Annotated in this window: 18 protein-coding genes and 3 pseudogenes; 17 read left to right on the top strand and 4 right to left on the bottom strand. The window is 69.6% G+C overall.

Going from position 1 to position 13902, the window contains the following annotated elements; genetic code table 11:
- Positions 1-60: 60 nt before the first annotated feature.
- Positions 61-597 carry a GAF domain-containing protein gene (locus GAK38_RS05970; protein WP_325342293.1) on the bottom strand — a complete coding sequence of 179 codons (537 nt, stop codon included), beginning with the start codon at positions 595-597 and terminating at the stop codon, positions 61-63.
- Positions 598-690: 93 nt separating this feature from the next.
- Here GAK38_RS05970 and xth point away from each other — a divergent pair, with 93 nt between their 5' ends.
- From xth to GAK38_RS23855, 5 genes are all read left to right on the top strand, one after another.
- The gene (gene xth / locus GAK38_RS05965) at positions 691-1473 is read left to right on the top strand and encodes an exodeoxyribonuclease III (RefSeq protein ID WP_325342291.1); all 783 of its coding nucleotides are present in this window, start codon (positions 691-693) and stop codon (positions 1471-1473) included.
- A 426-nt stretch (positions 1474-1899) separates the two neighbouring features.
- Entirely contained in the window at positions 1900-2118 is a 219-nt protein-coding gene (locus tag GAK38_RS23870) for a hypothetical protein (RefSeq protein ID WP_443089163.1), read from the top strand.
- Positions 2118-2483: a DUF3363 domain-containing protein gene (locus GAK38_RS23865; RefSeq protein ID WP_443089162.1), complete on the top strand. Its 366-nt coding sequence runs from the start codon at positions 2118-2120 to the stop codon at positions 2481-2483. Before GAK38_RS23870 ends, GAK38_RS23865 begins: the two co-directional genes overlap by 1 nt.
- A complete protein-coding gene (locus tag GAK38_RS23860; RefSeq protein WP_443089161.1) occupies positions 2468-2632 on the top strand; it encodes a DUF3363 domain-containing protein in 165 nt (54 codons plus the stop codon). The genes GAK38_RS23865 and GAK38_RS23860 overlap by 16 nt, the downstream gene beginning before the upstream one ends.
- A gap of 11 nt (positions 2633-2643) precedes the next feature.
- Positions 2644-2883, top strand: a complete 240-nt coding sequence (locus GAK38_RS23855) for a DUF3363 domain-containing protein (RefSeq protein WP_443089160.1) — start codon at positions 2644-2646, stop codon at positions 2881-2883.
- A gap of 16 nt (positions 2884-2899) precedes the next feature.
- On the opposite strand, the pseudogene GAK38_RS05955 reads toward GAK38_RS23855, so the two are convergent.
- Positions 2900-3154: pseudogene (locus GAK38_RS05955) on the bottom strand (integrase core domain-containing protein); the annotation flags it as partial.
- Between the two features lie 54 nt (positions 3155-3208).
- Here GAK38_RS05955 and GAK38_RS05950 point away from each other — a divergent pair.
- The 9 genes and pseudogenes from GAK38_RS05950 to GAK38_RS05910 all read left to right on the top strand — a co-directional run.
- Positions 3209-3472, top strand: a pseudogene (locus GAK38_RS05950) (acetyl-CoA C-acyltransferase); the annotation flags it as partial.
- 49 nt (positions 3473-3521) lie between these two features.
- Entirely contained in the window at positions 3522-4430 is a 909-nt protein-coding gene (locus GAK38_RS05945; RefSeq protein ID WP_325342290.1) for a hypothetical protein, read from the top strand.
- Positions 4431-4462: 32 nt separating this feature from the next.
- The gene (locus tag GAK38_RS05940; protein ID WP_325342288.1) at positions 4463-4681 is read left to right on the top strand and encodes a hypothetical protein; all 219 of its coding nucleotides are present in this window, start codon (positions 4463-4465) and stop codon (positions 4679-4681) included.
- 83 nt (positions 4682-4764) lie between these two features.
- Positions 4765-5223, top strand: coding sequence for a PaaI family thioesterase (locus tag GAK38_RS05935; RefSeq protein WP_325342286.1), 459 nt, complete (start codon positions 4765-4767; stop codon positions 5221-5223).
- Between the two features lie 84 nt (positions 5224-5307).
- Complete coding sequence (locus GAK38_RS05930) at positions 5308-6249, top strand: glutathione S-transferase family protein (protein ID WP_325342284.1); 942 nt, start codon at positions 5308-5310, stop codon at positions 6247-6249.
- Between the two features lie 241 nt (positions 6250-6490).
- Entirely contained in the window at positions 6491-7009 is a 519-nt protein-coding gene (locus tag GAK38_RS05925; RefSeq protein ID WP_325342282.1) for a quinone oxidoreductase family protein, read from the top strand.
- A gap of 11 nt (positions 7010-7020) precedes the next feature.
- A pseudogene (locus tag GAK38_RS23850) lies at positions 7021-7275 on the top strand (zinc-binding dehydrogenase); the annotation flags it as partial.
- 67 nt (positions 7276-7342) lie between these two features.
- Complete coding sequence (locus GAK38_RS05915; protein ID WP_325342279.1) at positions 7343-7639, top strand: nucleotidyltransferase family protein; 297 nt, start codon at positions 7343-7345, stop codon at positions 7637-7639.
- Positions 7640-7651: 12 nt separating this feature from the next.
- Positions 7652-8041, top strand: coding sequence for a HepT-like ribonuclease domain-containing protein (locus tag GAK38_RS05910; protein ID WP_325342277.1), 390 nt, complete (start codon positions 7652-7654; stop codon positions 8039-8041).
- Here the strand turns inward: GAK38_RS05910 and GAK38_RS05905 are convergent.
- Positions 8008-8595: a flavin reductase family protein gene (locus GAK38_RS05905; RefSeq protein WP_325342275.1), complete on the bottom strand. Its 588-nt coding sequence runs from the start codon at positions 8593-8595 to the stop codon at positions 8008-8010. The two genes, GAK38_RS05910 and GAK38_RS05905, sit on opposite strands and share 34 nt — an antisense overlap.
- A 112-nt stretch (positions 8596-8707) precedes the next feature.
- On the opposite strand from GAK38_RS05905, the gene GAK38_RS05900 reads away from it, so the two are divergent.
- Entirely contained in the window at positions 8708-9886 is a 1179-nt protein-coding gene (locus tag GAK38_RS05900; protein ID WP_325342273.1) for a multidrug effflux MFS transporter, read from the top strand.
- Positions 9886-11304 carry an MFS transporter gene (locus GAK38_RS05895; RefSeq protein ID WP_325342271.1) on the top strand — a complete coding sequence of 473 codons (1419 nt, stop codon included), beginning with the start codon at positions 9886-9888 and terminating at the stop codon, positions 11302-11304. The genes GAK38_RS05900 and GAK38_RS05895 overlap by 1 nt, the downstream gene beginning before the upstream one ends.
- Before the next feature lie 30 nt (positions 11305-11334).
- Here the strand turns inward: GAK38_RS05895 and GAK38_RS05890 are convergent, their stop codons facing one another.
- The gene (locus GAK38_RS05890; protein WP_443089167.1) at positions 11335-12465 is read right to left on the bottom strand and encodes a multidrug effflux MFS transporter; all 1131 of its coding nucleotides are present in this window, start codon (positions 12463-12465) and stop codon (positions 11335-11337) included.
- A gap of 455 nt (positions 12466-12920) precedes the next feature.
- Here GAK38_RS05890 and GAK38_RS05885 point away from each other — a divergent pair, with 455 nt between their 5' ends.
- Positions 12921-13901: an ABC transporter substrate-binding protein gene (locus tag GAK38_RS05885; RefSeq protein ID WP_325342267.1), complete on the top strand. Its 981-nt coding sequence runs from the start codon at positions 12921-12923 to the stop codon at positions 13899-13901.
- Position 13902 lies beyond the last annotated feature (1 nt).

Genomic DNA, 13902 nt, shown 5'->3' with positions numbered 1-13902 from the left:
CTGGCGGCCGACCTGGCCGGCCACGTAAGGCCATGTGTGCAGCGTGGCCGGGCGGCGCCCTCAGCGCGGAAAGCCTGCGGCCATCAGGTACGGGTACAACTGCTGCCCGGCGGCCTCCAGCAGCGCGAACTGCGCATCCGTCACCGCCCGTGCCTGGCTGTCGAAATGGCACAGGGTGCCGAACAGGTCGACGTCGCCCGCGCCGATCGGTACGCCGCAATAGGCCACTACCTTCGATGCGGCCGAAATGTCGGCCAGCCGTGGATCACTCGCCGCATCGGCGACGATGGCTCCGTTTGCCTGGACGGCGAACTGGCAGAAGCTCCTGTCCAGGTCGACCGTGGACAGGTTGCCGGGCGGCAGTTCGCCGCGCTTGTCGTGCACGTAAACGCTGTGCAGCTGCGCCGCTGCGATGCGATAGGCGGCGGTATAGCGGTGCGGCACGCTGGCGTTGAGCCATCCGATCGCTGCTGCCAAGCCACCGCGTGCGAGCAGGAGTTCGAACTCGTGGGTCGATTCGGCGAGGTTCATGGTGCCACCATGGACCGGCACCGTCGCGCCGCCCGGTCGGCGGATTCCTGCGCGGGTGTCAGCCATGCGGCCGTCGTGATGGACGCGCCCGCTGGCGCCGCGCAGGCCGCGCAACCTCTTGGAACAGGCATGTCCCCGCGGTCTTCTACGCTCGACTCCATGAAGATCGCCACGTTCAACGTCAACAGCGTCAACGCCCGGTTGCCGGCGCTGCTGCAATGGCTGGAGGAGTCGCGGCCCGACATCGCCTGCCTGCAGGAACTGAAATGCACCGACGCGGCCTTCCCGGCCGAGCCGGTCCGCGCGATCGGCTACGGCGCGCTGTGGCATGGGCAGAAGGCCTGGAACGGCGTGGCCATCCTTGCGCGCGGCGCCGAGCCGGTGGAGGTGCAGCGCGGCCTGCCGGGCGATGCGGACGACAGCCAGAGCCGGTACCTGGAGGCCGCGGTCGACGGCGTGCTTGTGGCCTGCCTCTACCTGCCCAATGGCAACCCCGCGCCGGGGCCCCGGTTCGACTACAAGCTCGCATGGCTGGAGCGCTTGGCCGCCCGCGCCGCAGCGCTGCGCGGCCGCGCGGAGCCGGTGGTGCTGGCCGGCGACTTCAACATCATCCCGACCGAGGCCGATGTGTACAAGCCCGAGTCGTGGGTGGACGACGCGCTGTTCCGCCCCGAGGTGCGCGAGGCGTTCCGGGCGCTGGTGGCGAGCGGCTGGACCGACGCGCTGCGTGCGCGTCATCCCGGCGAGACGATCTATACCTTCTGGGATTACCTGCGCCAGCGCTGGCAGCGCAATGCCGGCCTGCGCATCGACCACCTGCTGCTCAATCCGGCGGCGGCGCGGCGGCTGCAGGATGCGGGGGTGGACCGCGAGGTGCGCGGCCGGCCCCGGCCGAGCGACCATGCACCGGCATGGGTGGTGCTGCAGGCTGCATCCAGGTAGGCATCGGCTTCAAAGGGTGGTGCCCGGAGCCGGAGTGAACCGGCACGCCTTGCGTGCGGGGGTTTTCAAGCCAGAGCATGGCATCCGCACCAGGCTAACGATGGGCTTGGATGAGGCTTGCTGTAGCAGGTTTTCCCCGAGGCCAATGCCTTCGATCATATCCCGGTGCGCGATGCAAACCGCTCTGGTGCCCTTCCGCCTGGCTCCTAGCCGGCCCCTGGAATCGGGGCCTTTCAGGAGCACCTCATGGCGAAGGTCAAACTCACCAAGTCCGTCGTTGACACGGCGCAGGCACAAACCTGCGAAGTAGAACTCCGGGAGCTGTGCACCTACGCCGGCACTTGACGGCGCGCATGGAGGCCGACTTGGGTACGCGGCTGGAATGGGTGGCCGTCGATCACTGGAACACCGACAACCCACACACGCATGTCGTTCTGCGCGGCAAGGACGACACCGGCAAAAGACCTCATCATTTCCCGCGACTACATCGCCGACGGGATGCGTCGGCGGGCGTCGGAACTGGCGACCGAATGGCTGGGGCCGTACACCGAACTGGAGATGCAGCGCGCCGTGCGGCGCGAAGTCGATCAGGAGCGGTGGAAGGGCCTGGATCGCGCCTTGCAGCGTGAGGCCGGGATAGTCTGATGCGCGTCGAACGCTTCGCAGAGCCCCGGCTGCAACGCCAGCGGCAAGTGCTGATCGGCCGCCTGCAACACTTGCAGCGCATGGGCCTGGCGAGCGAGCCGCAGCGCGGCGTGTGGGCCGTCCATGCCGACGCCGAGCCGACCCCTGCGGGCGATGGGCGAGCGAGGCGACATCATCCACACGATGCAGCGCGCCATGAGCGGCAAGCAGCGCGAGCTGGCCATGTTCCAGCCGGCGGAACTGGCCGCGCCATCGTTGACCACGTCGTCGGCAAGGGCCTGGCCGAGGGGCTGTACGACAAGGGTTATCTGATCGTCGATGGCACGGACGGCAACGCCTTGGCGGTGGCGTGGCGGTGGAACTGAAATCGCATCTCTCCATCGAGCGGCAGGCGCGCGTGATCGGCGCCACTTGGCTCGACCAGCAATTGATCGGCGGCGGCAAGGGGGCTGGGCGACCTGGGCTTTGGAGCCGGGGTCAAGGACGCGCTACGGCAGCGCGCCGGCTTTCCTGACCGAACAGGGCTTGGCCGAACAGCGCGGGCAGCGCATCGTCTTCGTACGCAACCTGCTGGCGACGCTGCGCGGACGCGAGCTGGCGCAGGCCGCGAAGGATATTGCCGTCGAAACCGGCCTGGAACATCGCCCCGTGGCCGACGGGCGGGGTGTGGCCGGCATCTACCGGCGTTCCGTCATGCTCGCCAGTGGACGCTATGTCGTGCTCGATGCCTCTCAGTGTCGTCCCGAATGTCGTTCAGCCATGTAACGGCCTGGCGAGGTGCCTAGCTGTTCAGTCCCGGCATTAGATGGATCGGATCAATCCCGAACCGCACGGGCACGGAAGTCCACTGTTTGCAGATGAATTCATACGGCGTCAGGCCCTTCAAGGTCTTCAACCTGCGGCCGAAGTTGTAGGCGTCGATGAAGTTGGCCAGGTGCTGGCGCAAATGCGCCTGATCGTCGTAGTGGAAGTGTTTGACGGTCGCTTCCTTGATGGTCCGGTTCATCCGCTCGACCTGCCCGTTGGCCCACGGATACGCGGTGGCCCGCGCCGGCATCGACCCGAGAGGGGCCGGGCAGGCTGGGCCTGCAAGGTGGACGATGTCGACCTGTGGGAGCTCAACGAGGCCTTCGCCGTGCAGGTCATCCACTGCCGCGACTGGCTCGGCATCCTGACCGACCGGCTCAACGTGAACGGCGGCGCGATCGCCTTGGGCCATCCCTACGGCGTGTCGGGCCAGCGATTGACCGGCCATGCGCTGATCGAAGGCAGGCGCCGCGGCGCCAGGCGCGTGGCGGTCGAGATGTGCATCGGCGGCGGCATGAGAGCAGCCGGCATCTTCGAGGTTCTGTAAGGACTTCGCTTCACGGCAGAATCGCGGCTTCGCCTTGCCGGAGTCTGCCTTGAACTACCTCATCACCATGGCCCACGGCGCCGACTGCTTCCGGCAGGAAGCGGTCTATGCGCTGCTGTCGGCGCGCCTGCGGAGCACGGTGCCGGCCACGGCACTGGTGGTCACCGACCAGCCGGAGTTCTTCGCGCGCTACCTGGGCGACGGTGCCGACCTGCGCTGCCTTGCGGTGGACCGCGCCCGGCTCGACGCCTGGCGCGGCGGCCCGCAGGGCTACCTGCACCGCATCAAGCCGCAGGCCATCGCGCACGCGGCGCGCAGCGTGGGGCCGCAGCCGGGCGACAACTTCCTGTTCGTCGATTCAGACACCTTCTTCCTCACCGACCCGGCGCCGCTGTTCGAGCGCCTGGCCGCCGGCGAGGTCCTGCTCAACGAGCCCGAAGGGGGGCTGTACGCCATCCGCCGGCAGACCCGCTCGCACGCCCGGCTCTGCAAGGCCGCGCGGCGCCACGCCTTTGACGTCGGCGGCGAGGCGGTCCGCCTGCCGATGGACCTGACGCTGTGGAATTCCGGCGTCATCGGCCTGTGCGCCCGCCTGCTGCCGGTGCTCGACGACACCATCGCGCTGATCGACGCCATGTGGCCCGTGGTGCCGATCCCGACCGTGGAGCAGGTTGCCCTCTCGGCCGTGCTGGCGCGCCGGGGCATCCGTCCGGCCGCGACGACCCACGCGATCCTGCACTACCACAACTTCAAGGAGTTCCGCGCCGACCTGGCGCTGTTCTTCGCCCGCCACGACGGCCTGCCGCCGGGCGCCTGGGTTGCGCTGCTGCACGAGGTGGACCCGGCCGTGCGCATCCAGCCCAAGCTGGCCTTTAACCGCCTTCCCAAGTGGTGGCGCCAGCTGCGCAAGGCTGTCGGCCGGCCGTGGCGGCCGCTGCCCTATCCGTGGGCGTCGTGAGCGCCCGCCATCCATCGACCTTCTCCGCATCCATGCCCTTTGCCATCTCGCCGCGCGCGATCAAGCGCCTGCACCACCTGATCTGGACGCTGATCTTCGCCGGCCTGCTCGCCCTGGTGCTCGGCGTGGCCACGCTGCGCCAGCCCGACGGCGACGCCGTTGGCACCCTGCTGGCGGCCGGCGGCGCCCTTGCCGCAGCCGTGGGCGTCGTGCTGATCTGGCTGCACTCGCGGCTGCGCGAAGCGGACTGACACCCGCCGTTCGCCCAGGCGACAGGGCAGGGCGGCGCGGGACGCCACAATCGTCTGCACGGCAGACCCTTTCGCAGAACCCCATGACGACCACCGACGACTTCGACCGCCAGGCCTACACCAGCCGCATTCCCTTCGCCCGCCTGCTCGGCTTCGAGCTGACCCGGTTCGCCGAAGGCCGGTCCGAGATTCGCTACACCGCCAAGCCCGAGCACCTCAACACCTTCGACGTGACCCACGGCGGCGCCTGCATGACCTTGCTGGACGTGACCATGGCCGCCGCGGCGCGCAGCATCGACCCGCAGACCGGCGTCGTCACCATCGAGATGAAGACCAGCTTCATGCAGCCCTCCGTCGGCCCGTTGGCCGCGCGCGGGCGGCTGATCCACCGCACCGCCACGCTGGCCTTCGTCGAAGCCACCATCTACGATGCCCAGGAGCGCGCCTGCGCCCACGCGACCGGCACCTTCAAGTACGTGCGCAAGCGCCTGCCCACCGGCCCGGCCAGCGCCCAGGCGCAGCGCCTGCCGTCCACCGACTGATGGATACATACTGGCCTGGGTAGAGCCTTATGGTAGGCGCCAGATGCCAGCCAGCCATGCATACCCCTTCTAAGGAAATCCGCGATGCCCGACCTGATCCTGCACCACTACCCCAGTTCGCCGTTCTCGGAGAAGGCGCGGCTCCTCCTGGGCTACAAGGGCCTGGCCTGGAAGTCGGTCCACATCCCGGCCATCGCGCCCAAGCCCGACCTGACTGCGCTCACCGGTGGCTACCGCCGCACACCGGTGCTCCAGGCGGGTGCCGACATCTACGTCGACACCGCCCTGATCGCCGACGTGCTGGAACACCTGCGACCCGCGCCCACGCTGTACCCGGAGCCCGAGAAGGGCCTGGCCCGCACCCTGGCGCAGTGGGCCGACAGCACCCTGTTCTGGGCCGCGCTGGGCTACAGCATGCAGCCCCGGGGCGTGGCCGAGATCTTCCAGGGCCAGCCGCCCGAGGCGGCGAAGGCCTTCGGCGAGGACCGCGCCCGCATGACCGTCAACATGGCCCGCCTGCGGCCCGGCGACGCGGCGGCGGCCTACAAGTCCTACCTGCGGAGGCTGTCCGACATGCTCGACGACCGGCCGTTCCTGCTCGGCGAGCAGCCCACGATCGCCGACTTCGCCGCCTACCACCCGCTGTGGTTCACCCGCCACCGCACGCCGGGGCTCGCCGCGGTCTTCGACATCGTGCCGGCCGTGCGCGAGTGGCACGACCGCATCGCCGCCATCGGCCATGGCACGCCGGAACGATCCAACGCCGCCGAAGCCATCGCCCAGGCCGCCGCGGCCGAGCCGGGCGGGACGGGGGCACTGCTGACCGACAGCACCTACCAGGACGAACACGGCATCGCGCTCGGTGCGCCGGTCAGCATCACGCCCGAGAGCTTCGGGACCGAAGCGACCGAGGGGATCCTGGTGGCGGCGACGCGCACGCACTACACGGTGTCGCGGACGGACGACAGGGCGGGGGCGGTGCATGTGCACTTTCCGCGCATCGGGTATGTGCTGAAGGCGCTGTAGGCCTGGCGATCACGGCAATGACTGGCGCGCACAACGGCCGTGCCGGCCAAAGGACCTTTCATGAAGGCATATCTCAACGACATCTGCGGCCCGCGGATTTCGGAAGTACCCGAACCTGTCCCAGAGGACGACCAGGTCCTGGTGCGGTCCGTGCCTGTGCCCTCAATCGTGCCGACATCGGTGTCTCGAAGGGGCATGCGCATGGGACGGTGGGCGGCGCGGGCACGGTCCTGGAAATGGAATGGGCTGGCGAAGTCGTCTCGCGCGGCGCCAACGTCTAGGAGGTCGCGGTTGGCGACCGGATCATGGGATCGGGCAGCGGCGCCTTTGCGGATATGCGCTCGCGGACCGGGGCCGACTGCTGCCGATTCCTGCCGGCCTGGATTTCGAGCAGGCCGCGGCGCTGCCCATCGCCCTGACCACGATGCACGATGCAGTGGTCACCAACGGCCTGTTGCAGCCGGGTCCATCGGTGCTTGTGCAGGGCGCCAGCTCGGGTGTCGGGCTGATGGCCCTTCAAATCGCCAGACTCCAGGGTGCCAGGCTCGTGATCGGATCGTCGTCCGGCCGCAAGCGCCGTGGACGGCTCAAGGAGGTCGGCGCAGACCTCGCGGTGGATTCGAATGCGTCCGAATGGGCCGACCAGGTTCTGCATGCGACGGGCGGCCGGGGCGTCGACCTTGTCGTCGACCAGATCTCCGGAAAGGTCGCCAATCAAAACCTGCGTGCCGCCAAGGTGAAGGGCGCGTCGTCAATGTAGGCCGGCTTGGCGGAACGCAGGGGGAATTCGATTTCGACCTGCACGCCGCACGGCAGATCCGCTATGTCGGCGTGACCTTCCGCACCCGGTCCGTCCAGGAGATTCGGGATATTTTCCAGCGCGTACGCAATGACCTTTGGCCGGCGCTGGAAAGCGGAGCGCTGACATTGCCGGTGGATCGCGTCTTCGCATTCGATGCAATCGGCGATGCTTTCGCTCACGTGGAAGCCAACAGACGCTTCGGCAAGGTTGTCGTCAGGCTTTGAGAAGCACGTCCAGGCACCATCACGACGTGCAACTGGGGTACAACAGAGCCCTTCTGCAGCGAAGACCATGCCCCTTACGCCTTCAGCAGCACTGGCCGCCAACCGGCATGCGATCCGCCGGATCGTGGAATCCCACCGCGCCCGCAATGCGCGGGTGTTCGGCTCGGTGCTGCTGGGGCAGGACACCGCAGGCAGCGACCTGGACATCCTGATCGACCCGACACCGGAAACCACCTTGATGGACGTGGCCGGCATCCAGGTCGAACTGGAAGCGCTGCTGGGCGTACCGGTCGATGTTGTCACCCCCAAGGCCTTGCCTGCGAAGTTCAGGAGCGCCGTGCTGGCAGCGGCTGTGCCTGTATAGAAGGTGGTGCGCGTGCCGGACTATCTCGCGCACATGCTGCAAGCCATCGAGCGCATCGGCCGGTATGTTGCGGACCTCGATGAAGCGGGCTTTCTGGCCAGCGAGATGACGCAGGACGCGGTCATTCGCAATATCGAAATCATCGGCGAGGCTGCCAGGAACATCCAGACCGTCGCCCCGGCATTCGCTCAGGCCCATGCGGACGTGCCTTGGCTCGTGATGTACACGATGCGCAACCGGGTGTCCTACGGCTATGACCAAGTCGACCTCGAAGTCGTGTGGCAGACGGTCAAAGCCGATCTGCCGCGGCTGTACCTCCAGATTGAAGCACTGGCCCGCGCCGGTGACTTCGAGAAAGGTGTCGAGGGCTATCCGTCCACCGATTCCCCCGGCAGCAAATAATGCCCGCCGGCCACATGGTGCAGCGTCCGCAGGTCGTCGAACCCCTCGAAATGCCACCGGCCCTCCGAATACACCCGGCGGTCGGCCCAGGCCCCGATCACCTCGCCGAGGAAGAGGTCGTACGCCTGCTGGTTGTGCGGCTCCGGGATCAGCCGGCAGTCCAGCCAGGCCGCGCAGCCCTCGACCAGCGGCGATGTACTGCTCGGCTCGTCGATCCACGCCAGTCCGGCCAGCGCGGCTTCCTTGTCGACCTCCTTGCCGGTCGTGCCGCCGATGGCCGTGGTCAAGGCCGCCTGCGCCCGCACCGGCACCGAGAGGGCGAAGCGGCCGGACGCCTCGATCAGCCCGCGCGTGAATGCGATCTTGTCGATCACCACCGCAACCTTCGGCGGCGCGAAGTCCAGCGCCATGTTCCAGGCCGCGGCCATCACGTTGCGGCGGCCGGCGTGCTCGGCACTGACGAGAACCGTCGGCCCGTGGTTGAGCAGGCGCGTGGCGCGGTCGAGGGGAACGGGGCGGCGAAAGCCGGCCGCAGGGGTGGGCGAAGAAGCCATCCGCCGTTCATAGCACATCGCCGCTACCCGTGCCGCTGCATGCCTGGTGGCCAACAGCGACAATCCGGCGCTTATGCCCATCGCTTCCCCTCGTGTTTCCCCCTTCGTCCGCATGGCCCTGCTGCTGGGCCTGCTGTCGGCCATCGGGCCGTTCGCCATCGACAGGTACCTGCCGGCGCTCCCATCGATCGGCGCCGGTTTCGGCGTCGGTGCCGGGCAGGTGCAGCTCAGCCTGACGGCGTTCTTCGCATCGTTCTCCGTGGCGCAGCTGGTGTTCGGCCCGGCGGCCGACCGCTGGGGCCGGCGCGTGCCGATGCTCGCGGGGCTGGCGGTGTTCGCGCTGGGCAGCGTGGGCTGCGCGCTGGCGTCTGACATCGGCGCGCTGGTCGCCTTCCGCTTCGTGCAGGGGCTGGGCGCCGCGGCCACGGCCGTGGTGCCGCGTGCCGTCGTGCGCGACCTGCACACGGGTCACGAGGCCGCGCGGCTGACGGCGCTGCTGATGCTGGTGTTCAGCGTGTCGCCCATCCTGGCGCCGCTGGCCGGCAGCGGGCTGACGTCGCTCGCGGGCTGGCGCTCGGTGTTCTGGGCGGTGCTGGCGGCGGCGGTCGCGGGACTGGCCGCGGTCGTGCGGCTGCTGCCGGAGACGCTGCCGCAGGCCGGGCAGGCCCGCGGCAGCCTGCTCGACATCGCCCGGGCCTACCGGCAACTGCTGGGCGACCGGCATTTCATGGCGCTGTCGTGCATCGGCGGCCTGGGCGTGGCGAGCTTCTTCGCCTACCTGGCCAACTCGTCCTTCGTGCTGATCAGCCACTACGGCCTGACGCCGGCGCGGTACAGCCTGGCGTTCGGCCTGAACGCGGCCTCGTTCATCGGCACCTCGCAGTTCGCGGCCGGGGCGGGCCGGCGCTTCGGGCTCAAGCCGGTGGTGCGGCGCTCGGCCGCCGGCTGCGCCCTGGTGATGTGCGCGCCGCTCGGACTGTGGATCCTGGGCTTGGGCAGCCTGCCGCTGCTGATGGGGATGCTGTTCCTGGGCTACGGGTTCCTGGGCTTCGTGATCCCGCTGTCGGCCGTGCTGACCATGGACGACCAGGGTGCCGCCGCCGGCACGGCCGCGGCGCTGATGGGCACGCTGCATCTGGGGCTGGGCGCGGTGGCGATCGGGCTGGTGAGCCCGTTCGCCGATGCCGGCGCGCAGCCGATGCTGGCCGCGATCGCCGCCAGCGCGGTGGGTGCCTGGCTGCTGGCGGAGGGCACGCTGCGGCCGCGCGCCGGCGTGAGGAGGGCTGCGTGATGGCCCGCACTGCCGTATCGAAGGAAACGCCGGGCCTGCCCCAGCCGCGGCGCGCGCAGGCGATGTTCGTGATCGTCCTGGGCCTGGCGCTGGCCGTGCTCGACAGCACGCTGATGAACCTGGCGCTGCCCGACATCGCCCGCGACGTGGGCGCCCAGGCCGCGCATTCGATCTGGGTGGTCAACGGCTACCAGATGGCGGTGCTGGTGCTGCTGCTGCCGCTGGCCTCGTTCGGCGACCTGCTGGGCTACCGGCGCATCTACCTGGGCGGCACGGCGCTGTTCACCGCGGCCTCGCTGGTGGCCATGCTGGCCGACTCGCTTCCTTCGCTCGTGGCGGCGCGGGTGGTGCAGGGCCTGGGCGCCGCCGGCATCATGAGCGTGAACGCCGCGCTGGTGCGGCTGATCTATCCGCCCGACCTCCTGGGGCGCGGCGTGGCCATCAATTCGCTGACCGTCGCGGCGGCCTCGGTCGCCGGGCCGTCGGTGGCCGCGGCCATCCTGTCGATCGGGCCGTGGCCCTGGCTGTTCGCGGTGAACCTGCCGCTGGGCCTGCTCACGCTGTGGCTCGGCCGCCGGGTGCTGCCGGCCAATGCGCCGGCCGCGCGGCCGGGCAAGCGGTTCAACGCGCTCGACGTGCTGCTCAATGTACTGATGTTCGCGCTGGTGTTCGCCGGGGCCGACGCTCTGGGCGTTCGCAGCGGCAACGGGCAGGGCGCGCCGCTGCTGGGCTGGCTGATGCTGGGCGCGGGCGTCCTCGTGGGCGTGTTCTACCTGCGGCGGCAGACGGCGCTGGCACTGCCGCTCTTCCCGGTGGACCTGATGCGCATACCCGTGTTCGCGCTCTCGATGGCCTCGTCGGTCAGCGCGTTCTGCGCGCAGATGCTGGCCTATGTGGCGCTGCCGTTCCTGCTGCTCGACGGCCTGGGACGCAGCCATGCCCAGGCCGGGCTGCTGATCACCGCCTGGCCGCTGGCCATCGTGGTGACGGCGCCGCTGGTCGGCCGCTACATCGGCCGCTGGCCCGACGGGCTGTTCGGTGGCGTGGGCATGGTGCTGATGGCCGCCGGGCTGGCGCTGCTGGCCATGCTGCCGGCGCAGCCGGGCGACATCGCCATCGCCTGGCGCATGGCGCTGTGCGGCGTGGGCTTCGCGCTGTTCCAGTCGCCCAACAACCATGCCATCGTCACCACGCCGCCGCCGCACCGCAGCGGCGCGGCCAGCGGCATGCTGGGCACGGCGCGGCTCACGGGGCAGACGCTGGGCGCGATGCTGGTGGCCATCGTCTTCAGCATCTGGAACCCGCACGACGGCCGCGGGCCGCTGGTCGCGCTGGGCCTGGCGGCGGGCAGCGCCCTGCTGGCGGCGGTGTTCAGCTCGGCGCGGATGCCGGCCAACAAGCGCAGGGTATCAGCCTGAAGTGGGCGCTGTACGCGCGCCTTGGGCTTATCAGGCCGGGAGTATGCGGCCGCTGTAGCGCGCCGCGGTCCAGAACGCCAGCTGCGCGACCACGCCGGCTGCCGCCAGCACCAGCGCTGCCGACAGCGCCGCATTGGCATGGCCCAGGCCGGCCACCGTGGTGCAGAGCGCGCCCACGGCCATCTGGATGAACCCGTAGAGGCCCGAGGCCGAGCCGATCACCTTTGGATTGACGCTCACCGCGCGCGCCAGCGCCCCGGGCGCGGCCATGCCGGCGCCCAGCGTGAAGACGAACATCGCGCCCACCGTGGCCGCCACCGACAGGTGGCCTGACAGTGCCGCGGCCAGCAGCACGAAGGCCCCGGCCACCGACAGCGCGTTGCCGCGCACCATCAGCCGGCCGATGTCCATGTGCGGGATCAGCCGGCTCGCGGCCACGCTGCCGAGCCAGATGCCCGAGACCATGGTCGCCACGTAGAAGCCGACCTCGTAGGCGGGGCGGTGCAGCTGCTCGGTGAACACGAAGGGCGCCAGCGCGATGAAGGCATACATCGACGTCACCGCGCAGCCGCCGCCTACCGCATAGCCGAGGAAGGCCGGCGAGCGCAGCAGGCCGGCGTAGTTGCGGGCCAGCCCGCCCCAGTGCAGCTGCGCCGACGGGCGCGCCGTCTCGGGCACCAGCCGCCAGGTCAGCCAGATGCAGGCGGCGCCGGCGACCGTGAACAGCGCGAAGATCGCGCGCCAGCCCGCGATGCCGACGACGGCGGCACCGATCAGCGGCGCCAGGCCGGGGCCGATGGTGGTCATCAGGTTCATCAGCGCCAGGCGCTGGGCGGCCGCCTGCGGCGCCGAGGTGTCGCGCACCATGGCCCGGCCCAGCGCGAGCCCGGCGCAGCCGCCGAAGGCCTGCAGCAGGCGGGCGGCGACCAGGCTGTGCACGTCCGGCGCGAAGGCGGCGCCCAGGCCGGCCACGGTGTAGAGCACCAGCCCGCCCATCAGCACCGGCCGCCGGCCGAAGCGGTCGGACAGCGGCCCGTAGAACAGCTGGCCGATGGCCATGCCCAGGATGTAGAGGCTGATGGTGAGTTGCACCGACGCGACGCCGGCGTGCAGGTCGCGCGCCGCGGCCGGCAGCGCCGGGACGAAGACATGCATGGCCATCGAACCGCTGAGCGCGATGAGGGCCAGCAGCCAGATCGGCGCGTGGACCGGGCCGGGGGCAGGCTGGCCGGCGCCGCCGCAGGTGAGGCGGGACCGGGGGATGCAGGAGCGGTGGTGGTGCAGGCGCGGCTGGTGGGCGAGGTGTTCATGCCTGCGCCTCCGCAAGCTTGGCCGCGCGGGCGGCATGGCGGCGCAGGCCAGGATCGTCATGGGTCGGCATGCCCTCGATTGTCGCCCGCGGCGCTGCAGGGCGCCGGCACCGCGACAGACAGCCCTGTGGCGGAGTCGGGTGGACGAAGAAAAAGAAATTAACTTATTAAATATCGCTATGAATTGCGTGCTAGATTTCTGCGATTCGCGACATGCCATGGCTGCGTCGATAATCGATCGATGCGATCCTTTGAATGGATCAATCGATACGGCCAATATGTCGATCTGCCGCAATACGCCGATCCATGAAAAAGCGCTCGTTTCTCTCCCTCGCCCCCGCCACCCTGTTGGCCCTGGCCTGGGGCGGCACCGCCTTCGGCCAGGACAAGGTCGATCCCACGACCCGGCTGGTGGTGGCCGACCAGGGTGAACTGGTGCGCAACCTGCTCGACGCGAGCGGCGAGCGCAGGAAGCTCGGGTTCCAGATCGAATTCCCCAACTTCGCCGGCGGGCCGGCGATCTTCGAAGCCATCCGCGCCGGCGTGCTCGACATCGCCTACGTGGGCGACACGCCGCCGATCCAGGCGCGCGCCGCCGGCACGCTGCTGCCCATCGTCGCCACCTTCACCCGCGAAGTCGCCCAGTACCGGCTGGTCAGCCGCCCGGGGCTGGTGATCGACCGGCTGGCCGACCTCAAGGGAAGGAAGGTCAGCTACGTCGAGGGCTCGGGCCGCCAGGTGTTCCTGATCGAGGCGCTCAACCGCGCGGGCCTCACGCTCAAGGACGTGGAACCGGTCAACCTGCGCGTGGCCGACCTGCCGGATGCGCTGCGCTCGCGCGCGGTCGACGTGGCCGTGCTGATGGAGCCCTTCGTCACCCGGCTCGAGCAGGCCGGCGCCACGCCGGTGCGCGACCCGCAGGAGCGCCGGCTGCTGCCGACCACGAGCTACATCTACGCGCGCCCGCAGGTGCTGGCCGACCCGAAGAAATCCGCCGCCATCGCGCAATTCATCGCCGCTTTCGTGCGCGCCGGAAAATGGAGCAATGCGCATGAAAAGGAGTGGGGAAAATATTACTTCACCGATTTTCAGCACCTTGATGCCGACAGTGCGCAGGCGATTATCCAGGCGCAGTCCCCGCTGGTGTTCCAGACCTCGCGCGAGGCGATCCCGCACCACCAGAAGCTGATCGACATCCTGCACAAGGCGGGCTCGATACCGACGGCCTTCGACGCCCGAGGCTCGTTCGTCGACACGTTCGACGGCGTCATCGCGGCCAACCGCTGAC

Source organism: Xylophilus sp. (assembly GCA_009914555.1).
Classification (GTDB): domain Bacteria; phylum Pseudomonadota; class Gammaproteobacteria; order Burkholderiales; family Burkholderiaceae_C; genus WNDY01.
This window is presented reverse-complemented; position numbering and strand designations above follow the sequence as displayed.

What these genes read in the sequence shown, in the direction of transcription:
- GAK38_RS05970 (WP_325342293.1), bottom strand. Translation starts at nt 597, where the DNA reads ATGGCTGACACCCGCGCAGGAATCCGCCGACCGGGCGGCGCGACGGTG.
- xth (WP_325342291.1), top strand. Translation starts at nt 691, where the DNA reads ATGAAGATCGCCACGTTCAACGTCAACAGCGTCAACGCCCGGTTGCCG.
- GAK38_RS23870 (WP_443089163.1), top strand. Translation starts at nt 1,900, where the DNA reads ATGTCGTTCTGCGCGGCAAGGACGACACCGGCAAAAGACCTCATCATT.
- GAK38_RS23865 (WP_443089162.1), top strand. Translation starts at nt 2,118, where the DNA reads ATGCGCGTCGAACGCTTCGCAGAGCCCCGGCTGCAACGCCAGCGGCAA.
- GAK38_RS05940 (WP_325342288.1), top strand. Translation starts at nt 4,463, where the DNA reads ATGCCCTTTGCCATCTCGCCGCGCGCGATCAAGCGCCTGCACCACCTG.
- GAK38_RS05935 (WP_325342286.1), top strand. Translation starts at nt 4,765, where the DNA reads ATGACGACCACCGACGACTTCGACCGCCAGGCCTACACCAGCCGCATT.
- GAK38_RS05930 (WP_325342284.1), top strand. Translation starts at nt 5,308, where the DNA reads ATGCCCGACCTGATCCTGCACCACTACCCCAGTTCGCCGTTCTCGGAG.
- GAK38_RS05925 (WP_325342282.1), top strand. Translation starts at nt 6,491, where the DNA reads ATGGGCTGGCGAAGTCGTCTCGCGCGGCGCCAACGTCTAGGAGGTCGC.
- GAK38_RS05915 (WP_325342279.1), top strand. Translation starts at nt 7,343, where the DNA reads ATGCCCCTTACGCCTTCAGCAGCACTGGCCGCCAACCGGCATGCGATC.
- GAK38_RS05905 (WP_325342275.1), bottom strand. Translation starts at nt 8,595, where the DNA reads ATGGCTTCTTCGCCCACCCCTGCGGCCGGCTTTCGCCGCCCCGTTCCC.
- GAK38_RS05900 (WP_325342273.1), top strand. Translation starts at nt 8,708, where the DNA reads ATGGCCCTGCTGCTGGGCCTGCTGTCGGCCATCGGGCCGTTCGCCATC.
- GAK38_RS05895 (WP_325342271.1), top strand. Translation starts at nt 9,886, where the DNA reads ATGGCCCGCACTGCCGTATCGAAGGAAACGCCGGGCCTGCCCCAGCCG.
- GAK38_RS05890 (WP_443089167.1), bottom strand. Translation starts at nt 12,465, where the DNA reads ATGGCCATGCATGTCTTCGTCCCGGCGCTGCCGGCCGCGGCGCGCGAC.
- GAK38_RS05885 (WP_325342267.1), top strand. Translation starts at nt 12,921, where the DNA reads ATGAAAAAGCGCTCGTTTCTCTCCCTCGCCCCCGCCACCCTGTTGGCC.